Source organism: Acidaminococcus nyctereutis, from assembly GCF_052216985.1.
Classification (GTDB): Bacteria; Bacillota; Negativicutes; order Acidaminococcales; family Acidaminococcaceae; genus Acidaminococcus; species Acidaminococcus fermentans_A.
The window spans coordinates 49,081-62,068 of the sequence record NZ_JBQOUY010000003.1 but is presented as its reverse complement, the minus strand read 5'-3'; the positions used below and the strand labels follow the sequence as shown (position 1 = coordinate 62,068).

12 protein-coding genes are annotated in these 12,988 nt (G+C 55.7%); 3 read left to right on the top strand and 9 right to left on the bottom strand.

Annotated features, from left to right (window positions below; all coding sequences use genetic code 11):
* The 4 genes from prfA to ACTUHY_RS02765 all read right to left on the bottom strand — a co-directional run bounded on the left by prfA (nt 1) and on the right by ACTUHY_RS02765 (nt 3,271).
* Nucleotides 1–1,077 (bottom strand): peptide chain release factor 1, encoded by a 1,077-nt coding sequence (gene prfA / locus ACTUHY_RS02780; RefSeq protein ID WP_442826508.1) that lies wholly within the window; start codon nt 1,075–1,077, stop codon nt 1–3.
* Between the two features lie 12 nt (nt 1,078–1,089).
* On the bottom strand, nt 1,090–1,974 hold the full coding sequence (locus tag ACTUHY_RS02775) for a DUF1385 domain-containing protein (protein WP_442826507.1): 885 nt from the start codon (nt 1,972–1,974) through the stop codon (nt 1,090–1,092).
* A gap of 72 nt (nt 1,975–2,046) precedes the next feature.
* Nucleotides 2,047–2,253: a 50S ribosomal protein L31 gene (gene rpmE / locus ACTUHY_RS02770; protein WP_012937812.1), complete on the bottom strand. Its 207-nt coding sequence runs from the start codon at nt 2,251–2,253 to the stop codon at nt 2,047–2,049.
* A 73-nt stretch (nt 2,254–2,326) separates the two neighbouring features.
* Nucleotides 2,327–3,271 (bottom strand): LysR family transcriptional regulator, encoded by a 945-nt coding sequence (locus ACTUHY_RS02765; protein WP_442826506.1) that lies wholly within the window; start codon nt 3,269–3,271, stop codon nt 2,327–2,329.
* Between the two features lie 164 nt (nt 3,272–3,435).
* On the opposite strand from ACTUHY_RS02765, the gene ACTUHY_RS02760 reads away from it, so the two are divergent.
* The 3 genes from ACTUHY_RS02760 to sdaAA all read left to right on the top strand — a co-directional run bounded on the left by ACTUHY_RS02760 (nt 3,436) and on the right by sdaAA (nt 6,407).
* Nucleotides 3,436–4,626 (top strand): dicarboxylate/amino acid:cation symporter, encoded by a 1,191-nt coding sequence (locus tag ACTUHY_RS02760; RefSeq protein WP_442826505.1) that lies wholly within the window; start codon nt 3,436–3,438, stop codon nt 4,624–4,626.
* 219 nt (nt 4,627–4,845) lie between these two features.
* Complete coding sequence (gene sdaAB / locus ACTUHY_RS02755) at nt 4,846–5,511, top strand: L-serine ammonia-lyase, iron-sulfur-dependent subunit beta (protein WP_442826504.1); 666 nt, start codon at nt 4,846–4,848, stop codon at nt 5,509–5,511.
* A gap of 11 nt (nt 5,512–5,522) precedes the next feature.
* Nucleotides 5,523–6,407 carry an L-serine ammonia-lyase, iron-sulfur-dependent, subunit alpha gene (gene sdaAA / locus ACTUHY_RS02750; protein ID WP_442826503.1) on the top strand — a complete coding sequence of 295 codons (885 nt, stop codon included), beginning with the start codon at nt 5,523–5,525 and terminating at the stop codon, nt 6,405–6,407.
* A 37-nt stretch (nt 6,408–6,444) separates the two neighbouring features.
* On the opposite strand, the gene ACTUHY_RS02745 is transcribed toward sdaAA, so the two are convergent.
* The 5 genes from ACTUHY_RS02745 to mfd all read right to left on the bottom strand — a co-directional run bounded on the left by ACTUHY_RS02745 (nt 6,445) and on the right by mfd (nt 12,945).
* A complete protein-coding gene (locus ACTUHY_RS02745; protein WP_442826502.1) occupies nt 6,445–6,726 on the bottom strand; it encodes an FtsB family cell division protein in 282 nt (93 codons plus the stop codon).
* A gap of 94 nt (nt 6,727–6,820) precedes the next feature.
* Nucleotides 6,821–7,096 (bottom strand): HU family DNA-binding protein, encoded by a 276-nt coding sequence (locus ACTUHY_RS02740; protein ID WP_442826501.1) that lies wholly within the window; start codon nt 7,094–7,096, stop codon nt 6,821–6,823.
* 143 nt (nt 7,097–7,239) lie between these two features.
* Nucleotides 7,240–8,064, bottom strand: coding sequence for a nucleoside triphosphate pyrophosphohydrolase (mazG, locus tag ACTUHY_RS02735; protein WP_442826500.1), 825 nt, complete (start codon nt 8,062–8,064; stop codon nt 7,240–7,242).
* Between the two features lie 8 nt (nt 8,065–8,072).
* Entirely contained in the window at nt 8,073–9,617 is a 1,545-nt protein-coding gene (locus ACTUHY_RS02730; protein ID WP_442826499.1) for a putative polysaccharide biosynthesis protein, read from the bottom strand.
* A gap of 49 nt (nt 9,618–9,666) precedes the next feature.
* Nucleotides 9,667–12,945, bottom strand: coding sequence for a transcription-repair coupling factor (gene mfd, locus ACTUHY_RS02725; protein ID WP_442826498.1), 3,279 nt, complete (start codon nt 12,943–12,945; stop codon nt 9,667–9,669).
* Nucleotides 12,946–12,988: the final 43 nt, after the last annotated feature.

Genomic DNA, 12,988 nt, shown 5'->3' with positions numbered 1-12,988 from the left:
TTATTTCACCTGCTGGAGTTTTTTGGCCTGTTCCGCCAGCATCAGGGCATCCAGGAGCTCATCCAGATCCCCGTTGATGATGTCCGGCAGCTTGTGGAGGGTCAGCCCGATCCGGTGGTCAGTGACCCTGCCCTGGGGATAGTTGTAGGTCCGGATCCGTTCACTCCGGTCTCCTGTCCCCACCTGGCTCTTCCGCTCGGCAGCCGTAGCCGCCCGCTGTTTTTCCTGTTCCGCTTCCAGGATCCGGGCCCGGAGCACCCGCAGGCACTTTTCCCGGTTCTTGGCCTGGGATTTTTCGTCCTGGCACTGGGCCACGATCCCAGTAGGGATGTGGGTCATCCGCACGGCGGATTCCGTCTTGTTCACATACTGGCCTCCGGCCCCGCCGGCCCGGTAGGTATCCACCCGGATGTCCGCCGGATTCAGTTCGATATCCACTTCCTGGGCTTCCGGCATCACCGCCACCGTCACCGTGGAGGTATGGACCCGGCCCTGGGATTCCGTATCCGGGACCCGCTGGACCCGATGTACGCCGCTTTCGAACTTCATATGGCTGTACACGTCGGTACCGGACACCATGAACACCACTTCCTTGAATCCCCCCAGCCCGGTAGGACTGGAATCCATCAGTTCCACCTTCCAGCCCTTCTGTTCGGCATACCGGGTGTACATCCGGAACAGGTCCCCGGCAAACAGGGCCGCTTCGTCCCCGCCGGCCCCAGCTCGGATCTCCATGATGATGTTCTTCTCATCATTGGGGTCCTTGGGCAGCAGCAGCAGAGTCAGCTTTTCCTCATAGGCTTCCAGCTGAGGCTGGAGTTCCTTCATTTCTTCTTCCGCCATAACTGTCAGGTCCTGGTCTTCCCGGGCATTGACGATGGCTTCATCGTCCTTCCAGGTATCCACTACCTTTTTGTATTCCCGGTATACCGTGACGATTTCCGTCAGTTTGGCATGGGCCTTGGTATATTTCAGCCATTCCTCCTGGCGAGCGATCACGTCCGGATCGCTGATCTTGGCTTCCAGGTCCAGGTACCGGTCTTCCAGGTCCTGGAGTTTATCCAAATTCTCAAACATGATGATTCCCCGTCATTCAATGATTTCTTCCGGCGGCAGCACCGCTTTCAAGGAAGCGATGGCCACCTCGATCTGGCCGTCATCCGGCTGGCGGGTGGTCAGCTTCTGGAGCGCCAGGCCCGGCAGGATGGCTGCCCGGACCCAGGGTTTATCCATATGCTTCCCGGCAAACCGGATGATTTCGTAGCTGATGCCCGCCACCACCGGCATCAGCAGGATCCGGGACAAGATCCGCTCCCACAGGCTGGGCCAGCCCAGGAAGGTAAAGATGAAGATGCTGATGAGCATGACGATCATCAGGAAATTGGTGCCACACCGAGGGTGGAGGGTGGAAAAGGGCCGCACGTTCTCCACCCGCAGGGGCAGCCCGTGTTCATAAGTATAGATGGTCTTGTGTTCCGCCCCGTGGTACTGGAACACCCGCTGGATGTCCTTCTGCCGGGAAATGCCCCAGATGTAGAGCAGGAAGATCCCCAGCCGCAGAAGGCCTTCGCATAAGTTCAGCACCATGGAGCTGGATCCTTCATTCTGGAGCAGCTTCATAGCTCCCGTGGGCAGCACCACGAACAGCAGCACCGCCAGCCCCACGGAAACCGCAATGGTCCCCGCCATTTCCAGGCTGCTCATACTCTCTTCGCCCTCTTCTTCCTCCCCGGAAGCTTGGGCAGAAAAAGACAGGGCCTTCATCCCGTACCCCAGGGATTCCACCAGGGACACCACACCCCGGAGAAAAGGCTTCTTCAGGATGGGATACCGGTCGCTGATGCTGCCGGCATCCTTCAGGTCCACCGTGATCTCCCCATTAGGCTTACGCACCGCCACGGCAATCTTCCCCGGTCCCCGCATCATCACTCCCTCGATGACCGCCTGGCCACCGACGCTTAGTTTTTTGGTCATACCATGACTCCCCAGATACAAGAAAAGGAGTGCTGCAATGTCTGCAAGTCACTCCCTGTTCATGCGCATTTTTTATTTTGCGTCTTTGCCGTACCGTTTGTTGAATTTTTCGATCCGGCCTCTGGCAGACATATCACGCTGTTTACCAGTGAAGAAAGGATGGCATTTGGAGCAAACGTCCACGCGCAGTTCCTTCTTTACACTGCCAGTTTTGAATGTATTCCCACAGCCACAAATCACGGTGCATTCACCGTAGTTAGGATGGATTCCCTTTTTCATTCCTGAAACACCTCTTTCTAAAATTGCATTAATATATCCCGACATTAACGCTTGACAATTATATCATACTCCCCTAGCCCATGCAAGAGCCCTTTCTCTTTTTTCGGGAAATCTCCTGCCTATCCAGTCTCTCATCCGGAGGATTTTCCTGCTGGGCCAGCTGGAGAAATACTTTCATGGCTTGGGTCAGCCATTTGTCTTTGTGATAGAACAGCTGACGGTACATATGCATCTGGAAATCCCTGACCCGAAGGATCTGGAGCCTGTCTCGGAATGGACAGTTCTCCACCACATACTGAGGCAGGAAAGAAAGTCCCAGGTTCCGCTGGACCATGTCCAGGATGAAGCCGGTATCGCTGACTTCCAATAAAGGTTCCAATACCAGCTGCCGGGCTGCCAGGCGCTGATCCAGGCTGAGCCGGTAGTTGTCCGCCTTCTCTGTAAGGAAAAAGGGCTGCCGGATCACTTCTTCCAGGGGGACGTCCGTTCTCCGGGCAAAAGGAGAATCCTGGGAACAGACAAAGACGATGTTCTCCCGTTTCTGGAACACCTTCACCCATTTCACATCAAAGAGAGGTTTGTCCAATACGTAGACCAGATCCACTTTGTTGTGGTTCAGGGCATCCAGGAGTACACTGGGCGAATCGATGGAGATGGTGATGTGGAAATGAGGCAGGTTCCGGGATACATAATCCATGATCTGCGGCATATGGGCCTTGCACAGGCTTTCGATCATCCCCAGCCGGAGCACAGCCGTAGAAGGCCGGTTGTGCATCACATTCTCTACTTCAGCCACTTCCTGGAGGATGGGAAGCACTCTCCGGGCCAGTTCCCTGCCTGGAGGCGTCAAGGCCACCTGTTTTCCAAGACGATCAAAGAGGCGGACGCCCAGCTCTGTTTCCAACGAATGGATTTGTACACTGAGAGCGGACTGTGAGTATCCCAGTTCCTTCGCTGCCCGGGAAAAACTTTCCACTTCCATAATTTTCAGAAAGCTTTTCAATTCTCTTAGTTCCATTTTGTCAACCGCCTTTTGGAAGTATTAAAAATTTTCATCGATTGAATCGATTTTATTAATTTGCTTTATGAGCATAACCATAGTACACTGAATTAACAGAAAAGTCAAACGTGCGATTCCCTGCCGGCGGGAATCGGTTTGTCAAGTTCAGGGGAGGTTATTTCATGAAACTCGGTCTCGTACCAAAAATCATCATTGCCATCATCATCGGTATCCTGATAGGACAGTATCTGCCGGAAGATATCTGCCGCACCGTCGTCACCCTTTCCGGTATCTTCAGTAATTTCCTGAAATTCGTCATTCCTTTAATGATCCTGGCCTATGTGACCATGGGGATCGCCGATCTGTCCCAGGGGGCAGGCAAGCTGCTCCTGATCACCGCTATCCTGGCCTACGGTTCCACCCTTGTAGGGGGTACCTTCTCCTTCACGGTGGCCGATACCCTGTTCCCCTCTTTCATCAGTGCCGGGGTATTGGATGAACTGGCCAAGACCACCGGCAAAAGCCTGCCGCCTTTCTTTTCCATTACCATCCCGCCCATCCTGGATACCATTTCTGCAGTAGTGCTGGCCTTCATCATCGGCCTGTGCCTGTCCTCTCTCCGGGGAAAAGAAATCGGGGATACTTTGTACAACAGCTTCAAAGATTTCTCTAAGATCATCGATCAGGTCCTGACCCACGCCATCGTCCCCTTCCTGCCGCTGTACATCTGCGGTACCTTTGTGGACATGACCCGCTCCGGCAAGACTTTTGTGATCCTGAGCGTCCTCTGGAAAGTTTTCCTGGTGGTCATCGCCATGCATCTGATCCTGCTGGTGATCCAATTCATGATTGCCGGTTCCTTCAGCGGGAAGAACCCCTTCACCCTGATGAAGAACCAGATCCCTGGCTATACCACAGCCCTGGGGACCCAGTCTTCTGCAGCCACTATCCCGGTGAACCTGGAATGTTCTAAGGCTGACGGTGTCTGCGAACAGATCCGCAACTTCGTGATTCCTCTATGTGCCAACATCCATATGTGCGGCTCCATGATCACCATTACAGCCTGTGCTACGGCGGTCTGCCTCATGTACCAGATTCCTATCCATCTGGGTACGGTCATCCCCTTCATCATGACTCTGGGGGTAGCCATGGTGGCGTCTCCGGGAGCCCCCGGCGGTTCTATCATGACGGCCCTGCCCTTTTTGTGGATGATCTTCGGGAAAGAACAGGGAGACCCCAACGGTCCTATCTGTGCCCTGATGGTAGCCCTGTACATCACCCAGGATTCCTTCGGGACTGCCTGCAACGTATCCGGGGACAACGCCATTGCGGTGATTGTAGACAAGATCTACAAAACCTGGATTAAGAAATAATTTACGCTAAAAACGTTCCATCTCCACCTGTACTCCAGCTGCAGCTGTCTGCCTGATTGCTTTCAGGCACCGTGGTTTTGTTGTCAGGGATATCCAACAATTGTCTTGATCCTTCCCTTTCCAACTCCCTTCTCCCACAACAGAGCCACAGTTTCCAGCCCGATCCGGACCCAGGAGCATGGAACGTTTTTTATATTCCTTTTTATCAGGAGGTCCAACATGAATATTTTCGATATCATCGGGCCGGTCATGATCGGTCCCTCCAGTTCCCATACAGCAGGCGCCGTCCGTCTGGGACGGGTAGCCAACAAGCTGCTCCAGAGCGAGCCTAAGGAAATCCGGATCGAGCTGTCCGGTTCCTTTGCCAAGACCTACAAAGGTCACGGTACCGATAAAGCCCTTCTGGCCGGGATCCTGGGCTACCACAGCTATTCGGAAGAAATCCGCAGCATCTTTTCCATTGCTGACCAAAAAGGCATCCAGTATACCTATATCCCCACTGATATCCCCAATACCCATCCCAATACAGCCCGGATCCAGGTCACCTGTGCCGATGGCAGCCAGCATACGGTCCAGGGCGCCAGCATCGGCGGAGGCAATATCCGGGTGGACTATGTGGATGGCATGAAGGTGGATTTCACAGGAGAGCGGAATACCATCCTGGTTCCCCACTATGACCGTCCGGGAGTCATCGCCGCCGTCACCAATATCATGTGGCAGAAACACAAGGACATCAACATCGCCAACTTCAAGCTGTCCCGGCCGGTTAAAGGCGGCATCGCTATGATGACCATCGAAATCGACGGGCTGCCCCCAGCGGACGTGATCGATGCCATCCGCTCCGTCCAGTATGTGACCAATGTGGTCCTGATCCGAGCTATTTGAGGAGGAATCCCATGCTAACCTATACATCCATTGCTGAATTGGTGGAAGCCGCAGAAAAAAGCGGCAAGAAAATCAGCGAACTGGTCCTGGCGGACCAAGCAGAATCTCTGGAACAAAGCCCAAAAGCACTGTTCGACAAAATGTCCACGGATCTGGACGTGATGATCGACGCAGTGAAATTCGGAAAAAGAAAAGACCAGCGGTCCACCTCCGGGCTCACCGGCGGAGAAGGCTGGAAAATGAATGACTATACGGCCCGGACCCAGGGAGGGCTGTCCGGCACCATCATCGGCCATGCTATCGCCCGTGCTCTTTCCGTAGCCGGCTGCAATGCCTCCATGGGGCGGATCGTGGCCACCCCCACGGCTGGCAGCTGCGGCATCCTGCCCGGCTGTCTCTTGACCCTGATGGAAGAAAAGGGAGCGGACCGGAAGGATGTAGTCCTGTCCATCTTCACTGCAGGGGCCTTCGGTATGGTCATCGCCCAGAATGCCTGCATCGCCGGAGCCCAGGGAGGCTGCCAGGCAGAATGCGGCAGTGCTTCCGGCATGGCGGCGGCAGCTCTGGTAGAGCTGGCAGGGGGCACTCCCCAGCAGGCCGCCGATGCCTGTGCCATGGCCATCGCCAACCAGCTGGGCCTAGTGTGCGATCCTGTGGCTGGCCTGGTTGAGATCCCCTGCATCAAACGGAACGCCAGCGGCGTGGTCATTGCCTTCTCTGCGGCGGATATGGCCCTGGCAGGCATCCGTTCCTGTATCCCAGTGGACGAATGCATCGAAGCCATGCGGGCCGTAGGCAATGCTCTCCCTGCCTCCCTCCGGGAAACTGCCGGCGGTGGCTTGGCTGTCACCAAAACTGGCAAAAGATTGAAGGAACAGGTATTCGGAAAAGGCTGAAGCCCAAAATGGGGCTGTTGCGCATGCAACAGCCCCATTATTTTTTCACCATGAACAAAGGGATTTCGTTCTTCCCCACCATATTGTGCTCCTCCCGAGCGACCTTCTCGATATAGTGGATATCTCCCAGATTCTCTTTTTCCTTTTCCAATGCCAGATTCTCGGCTTTCAGCTGCTGGACTTTCTTTTCGGTCCGAACCCTTTCCTGGTGGAGCTGGAAGATCTGGAATCCCTGTTCCGCCACATTCTTGAGCAGAGGCAGTGTGCATACCAGGATCACTATCAGGAATCTCTTGTTGAGCTTGTTTCTGGAACTCATCTCGTCGCCTTTCCATACCCGGGCCCAGAGGACAAAAGGCCTGGGATAAAAAAGCAACCTGATACCGGGAGCATCAGGTTGCTGAATCCGCCTCTTATTTGTTTACGGCATCCTTGAAAGCTTTCCCAGCCTTGAAAGCAGGAACATTGGCTTCTGCAATCTTAATGGTTTCGCCAGTGCGAGGATTCTTTCCGTTGCGGGCGTTGCGGACACGAGCTTCAAAAGTACCGAACCCGATCAGTTGTACCTTATCCTTCTTGGCAACGGCTTCTTTGACAGTATCAATGAAAGCGTTCACAGCCTTTTCAGCATCTTTTTTGGGCAGTGCGGTTTTGGACGCAACTTCAGCGATCAATTCACTTTTGTTCATAAGAAAAGTCCTCCTAATTGGGTATTGCGCCCTTTGTATGGCGCCTGACTATGGTCATATTAGCACAAACATAGGAAAAATGCACGTGTTTTTTGGAAAAATCTTGAAAACAACCGCATGGACAGGGGCTTCCAGCCATTTTGTCACTTTTCGGACGGCTGTCGGAGAGATTGTTTGGCAGCCTTCCATCCAGCTTCCATATCTTCCAGGGAAAGGTCTTTCCACGTCTTCCCTGCTGCCCGTACCTGTTCTTCCAGGCGCTGGAACCGCTGCTGGAATTTATTATTGGCCCGGTTCAGCGCCGTTTCCGGCTCCAGTCCCAATTTCCGGGCGTAGACCGCTAAGGCGAAGAAAAGATCTCCCAATTCCTCTTCGGTCCGTTCTTGATCTGAAGCCGCAGCCGCCTCCTGGAGCTCTTTTTTCTCTTCCTGGACCTTATCCCATGCGGCAGAGGCATCAGGCCATTCAAAGCCGGTTTTTGCGGCTTTAGCGCTGAGTTTGTAGGCCCGCATCAGGGCTGGCAGTCCCTTGGCGATTCCATCCAGGGCATGTGTCCGTTCTTTTTTCTCTTCTGCCTTCAGTTCCTCCCAGTTCCGCATCACTTCCCCGGCCCCGCTGACCTGAGTGTCCCCGAAGACATGAGGATGGCGGTGGACCAGTTTCTTCACCAAGTCATCGATGACGTCCTGCATGGTGAACAGGCCCTCTTCTTCAGCCAGGCGGGCGTGGAATACCACTTGGAGGAGCACATCCCCCATTTCTTCCCGCATGCCGGCCACATTGCCATCATCGATAGCTTCCAGCATTTCATAGACTTCTTCCACCAGTTCCCGCCGCATGCTGGTATGGGTCTGCACCCGATCCCAGGGGCAGCCCCCGGGTTCCCGCAGGACCCGCACCAGTTCGATCAGCGGACGCAGATCCAATACGCCCAGTTCATGGATTCCCTTTTCATGGAGTGTTTTCATACTATGCCTCATTTCCTTTTTATCAGCTCACTGTATTTCAATTCTCCAGTACCCAGGAGACACAAGCCATAGACTGCAGCGCCTAAGAAGATCTCCAGGGCCAACGGGAGCACGGGCCCCGTACTGATCCGGGCTGCCGCCGGACCTACAGCCCATATGGCCAGACCCATGACAGCTGCTGCCAAAGCGATCCGCAGGCAGTTTTTTCCCGGCATGGTCAGCCGGTCACTGTGATACATCCACAGCAGATTCCCCATCCCGGCTGCGGCCAGATTGGCATCAGTAGCCCAAGCCGCCCCCTGGATATTCCAAAATGGATCGGCCGTAAGGGTCCAGAGAAGTCCGACCTTGACAAAAAGGCTCAGCAGCATATTCACCATAGGGACCCGGGTATGGCCCAACCCCTGGAGGATAGCCGTGGACACCTGATGGAGTCCCAGGAAGAAAATGGCCGGGGCCAGGGCGGTGATCACCATTCCTGCATGGACGGTGCCGTAGAGCACCTGGGAAATGGGTGTCCCCAGGAGCCCCACTCCCACAGCAGCCGGCACGTTCAGCAGCAGGAAGAAGCGGAAGGCCCGGCGTGTCTTGCCCTCCATCAGGTCTCTCCGGCCCAAGGCTTTGGCTTCTGCCACTGCCGGCACCACGGAAGCGGCCAAAGAATTGGTGGGGATGGTCCCCATGTTCACCAAAGGCATAGCCATACCGGACAGATACCCCAGGGCCCTGGTAGAAGCGACCACCGTAAACCCAGCAGCCAGCAGCCGTTCCGGTACCAGGATCATCTCGATGCCGCTGACCACCGGTACCATCAGGTTCGCACAAGTCACCGGCAGGGCCAAAGAAATCAGCTGCCAGGCGGTTGCCCGGAGAGACGGCTGTCCTTCCTCCACAGGGGAAAGCGGTTCCCTCCGCCAGCGTTTCTGCTGCTGATGGAAGAACCACAAGAGGAGAACCAGGCTCACCACAGCTCCAGGGACGGCCCCGAAGGCGGCACCGGCAGCCCCCCAAGCCAGCCCTTTCGGCAGCAGGACCCAGGCCAAAAGGACCATCGTGACCACCCGGGTGAACTGTTCCAGGATCTGGGAGACTGCCGTAGGGGTCATTTCCTGGAAACCCTGGAAATAGCCTCGGAAACAGGCTACGGGAATGGACAGTCCGATGGCCGGGACCAAGGCCAGCATAGCAAGCCGAGCCCGTCCGTCTTTGACAATTCCCCCATCGATGAGCCAAGGGACCAGGACCCAGGCCAGCCCGGCAAAAAAGATTCCTGCCAGCGCCATCAGGCCAGCCGAGATCCCCAGGATCCCCTTGGCACCCTGCCGGTCCCCTACAGCGGCCCGCCGGGAAATCAGGATGGACATGGCCGCTGGGATTCCGGCGGACGACAGGGCCACCAGCAAGAGATACAGAGGATAAGCGATCTGGTACAGCCCGATGCCTTCCCCCCCCAATAGCCGAGAAAGGAGGATCCGGTTCACCGATCCCAAGATCTTTACCAGGAGCCCCGCTGCCGTCAGGACCAATGTCCCTTTCATGAATCGGTCTGCCATCCCTGCCGCCTCCCTTCACTCTTCACTCTTCACTCTTCACTCTTAGTGATTATAGCATGGAGGGAAGATGCTTTTCCAGCCACTGGAGAGGTTCTTCCTTCATGCCTCGGGTCTTGAGGACGAATTGAGGCTGGGGACCCATCTTCAGGACGGCCCGGGGCACATATTCCCGGATCAGGGCCTGGAGCACATCCGGATTGGCTTTGCTGTGGGGATCAAAGGTGATCCGCACTTCTCCCGGCCGCACCGCGACCCCAGTGATCCGCAGTTTCCGGCACAGATCCCGGAGGGCAGCCACCCGCCATAAGTTCACCACCTGTTCCGGAGGCGTCCCGAAACGGTCGATGATTTCGTCCATCAGGTCATCCCGCTCTTCATATTTCATATCACCCAGGCGATGGTACAGTTCCAGTTTATACCGGGGATTGTCGATGTAATCGTCCGGAATGTAGGCATCCAGTTTCATTTCGATCACTGGATCCGGCGGAATGGGTTCATCCGGGTTCCCGCCGTTCTGGAGGGTGTTGATGGTCTTTTCCAGCAGCCGGCAGTAGAGATCGAAGCCCACCCCGGCGATCTGGCCATGCTGTTCCGCTCCCAAGAGGTTCCCGGCCCCCCGGATTTCCAGGTCCCGCATGGCGATCTTGAAGCCGGCCCCCAGCTCTGTAAAGTCCCGGATAGCCTGGAGCCGCTTCTGGGCCACTTCACTGAGGACCCGATCCTTCTTGTAGAGGAAATACGCATAAGCCAGCCGGGAAGACCGACCCACCCGGCCCCGCATCTGGTACAGCTGGGACAGGCCGAAATTTTCCGCTCCGTCGATGATGATGGTATTGGCCAGCGGTACATCCAATCCATTTTCTATGATGGTCGTGCACAGAAGCACATCAAAATCACCCTGGTAGAACCCCAGCATCACATCTTCCAGTTCGTCTTCCCCCATCCTCCCATGGGCCAGTCCGATGGTGATCCCAGGGACCAGTTCCCGGAGATGGGCAGCGATCCGGCTCAATCCTTCGATCCGGTTATGGACATAATAGATCCGTCCGCCCCGGCGGATTTCCCGTTCCAGCGCTTCCCGGACCATCCCGTCATCGTATTCGGCCACGTAGGTCTCCACTGGCAGCCGGTCTTCCGGAGGGGATTCGATGATGCTCATGTCCCGTCCCTTCACCAGTGCCAGATGCAGCGTCCGGGGAATGGGCGTAGCAGAAAGGGTCAGCACATCGATTCCCGCACTGCGCTGTTTGATCTTTTCTTTTTGAGCCACTCCGAACCGCTGTTCTTCGTCGATGATGAGGAGCCCCAGATCATGGAACTCCACATCGGGATTCAGGATCCGATGGGTCCCGATGAGCACATCGATTTTTCCTTCCGCCACCCGTTCCATGATTTCCCGCTGCTGTTTGGGAGTCCGGAACCGGCTGAGCATCTCCACCCGCACCCCGAAGGATCCCATCCGCTGGGAAAAGGTCAGCAGGTGCTGCTGAGCCAGGACGGTGGTAGGAGCTAAGACGGCCACCTGTTTGCCGTCCATGACGGCCTTGAAAGCCGCCCGGATGGCCACTTCCGTCTTGCCGTACCCTACATCCCCGCACAGGAGACGTTCCATAGGCACAGGTTTCTCCATATCTGCCTTGATCTCGGCAATGGCTTTCAGCTGGTCCGGCGTCTCTTCAAAGGGGAAACTGTCCTCGAACTCTTTCTGCCAGTGGGTATCCGGGGCGAAAGCATGGCCCGGGGTGATCTTCCGCTGGGCATAGAGCCGGAGCAGTTCCGTAGCCAGGATGGTAATGGCCTTCTGGGCTTTCCGGGTAGCCTTCTGCCAGTCTTTCCGACCCATATTGGACAGTTTTGGGGGTGTCCCCTCATTGCCCACATATTTATGCAGCAGACCCACCTGCTCTACCGGCACATGGAGCTTGTCCCCCTTGGCATACTGGAGCTGGAGATAATCCCGGTGGACCCCATTCACTTCAATGGTCTCTACGCCCATATACCGGCCGATGCCCTGGGTATCATGGACCACATAGTCCCCCACCTTGATGTCGGAGAAATAGTTCAGAGAAGGTCCCTTGCCCTTGGTCTTTGTCAGCCGCCGCTTCTTCTGCATCCCGAAGATGTCGCTTTCTGTAAGCAGCAGCCACTTCTCATCCCAGAAATAAAACCCGCTGGTCAAGCTGCCGGCAAAGACTGTCCCGCCTTGTTCCGGTATGCCCTTCAGTTCTCCGGAAAAAGAGACAGCAACGCCGCTTCCCTTCAGGCTTTCTGCCAAACCGGCGGCTTTGTCCCTGGTCCCCATCATGATCAAGGGATGGATTCCCTGCTCCAGCCATCCCTTCAGATCCTTCTGGAGCAGCTCCGTATTCTTGTTGTAGGGAGCCATGGACCGTACTTGGACATGGAGCTTAGGGGCCTGGGGAAAATAGGGGTGTCCCAAGTCGCTGACAGTTGCCAAGTGGCATTCTCCTGCCTGGGCGATCATGGTTTCCTGGTCCAACAGCTGATCAGCAAATTCCCGATTGTCCCCCCAGCTCTTCCGGCACTCCTCAAAGAATCCAGACGGTTCATCCAGCACGGCCAGCTGATCCACTGTCAAGTACTGGAAAATAGAGGACGTCTCCTCCTGTCCTTCCACAGCAAGGGGCATGATCCCCACCTGAGGAATAGAACCAATGCTCCGCTGGGTATCCAGATCGAAGCGTTTGATGACATCGATGGTATTGTCGAACCATTCGATCCGTACCGGTTCCTTGGCGTTGATGGGGAATACATCCAGGATATCCCCCCGCACAGCCAGCTGCCCGATGGTATCCACCTGATCTGTCCGTTCATAACCAGCCTTTACCAATTTTTCCACCACCAAGGCCTGCTCCAATTCCTGCCCGGCGGCCAGCTTGATATTTTCCCGGACCAGGGTTTCCGGTGCCGGCAGTTTCTGGATAGCTGCTTCTGCTGTCACGAAGATGATCCCCTTTTCTTTACGGCAGATCATCTCCAAGGCAGCGGCCCGTTCCGCCACCACCTGTTCATTCCGAGTATCCACTTGTCCATGGATCAGACTGGCCGGGTACAATTCCCGCATGGCCAGATCCGGATAGAAGTAGGCCAGTTCCCGGCGCTGGGGCCGGATGCTTTCCCGGTTCACCGTCAGGATCACCAGAGGTTGGGCCGCCTGGACCGTTTCTTGGAGAGCACACAAAAAGCCGGCTTTCACAGAACCTGTGAGACCGGTCAGCTGTACAGGTCCGCTTTCCCTCTTCCAGAGCTCTGCGGCTTCCCGTACATTCTTTTCCTCTATAAGCAGTTTCGTCAGTGTAGTTGTCATAAAATTCTCTCTTTACAGGAACAGGGAAAGGGGGTGTGAAAAA

Coding starts and splice junctions, on each gene's coding strand:
- prfA (WP_442826508.1), bottom strand. CDS start 1,077: ATGTTTGAGAATTTGGATAAACTCCAGGACCTGGAAGACCGGTACCTG.
- ACTUHY_RS02775 (WP_442826507.1), bottom strand. CDS start 1,974: ATGACCAAAAAACTAAGCGTCGGTGGCCAGGCGGTCATCGAGGGAGTG.
- rpmE (WP_012937812.1), bottom strand. CDS start 2,253: ATGAAAAAGGGAATCCATCCTAACTACGGTGAATGCACCGTGATTTGT.
- ACTUHY_RS02765 (WP_442826506.1), bottom strand. CDS start 3,271: ATGGAACTAAGAGAATTGAAAAGCTTTCTGAAAATTATGGAAGTGGAA.
- ACTUHY_RS02760 (WP_442826505.1), top strand. CDS start 3,436: ATGAAACTCGGTCTCGTACCAAAAATCATCATTGCCATCATCATCGGT.
- sdaAB (WP_442826504.1), top strand. CDS start 4,846: ATGAATATTTTCGATATCATCGGGCCGGTCATGATCGGTCCCTCCAGT.
- sdaAA (WP_442826503.1), top strand. CDS start 5,523: ATGCTAACCTATACATCCATTGCTGAATTGGTGGAAGCCGCAGAAAAA.
- ACTUHY_RS02745 (WP_442826502.1), bottom strand. CDS start 6,726: ATGAGTTCCAGAAACAAGCTCAACAAGAGATTCCTGATAGTGATCCTG.
- ACTUHY_RS02740 (WP_442826501.1), bottom strand. CDS start 7,096: ATGAACAAAAGTGAATTGATCGCTGAAGTTGCGTCCAAAACCGCACTG.
- mazG (WP_442826500.1), bottom strand. CDS start 8,064: ATGAAAACACTCCATGAAAAGGGAATCCATGAACTGGGCGTATTGGAT.
- ACTUHY_RS02730 (WP_442826499.1), bottom strand. CDS start 9,617: ATGGCAGACCGATTCATGAAAGGGACATTGGTCCTGACGGCAGCGGGG.
- mfd (WP_442826498.1), bottom strand. CDS start 12,945: ATGACAACTACACTGACGAAACTGCTTATAGAGGAAAAGAATGTACGG.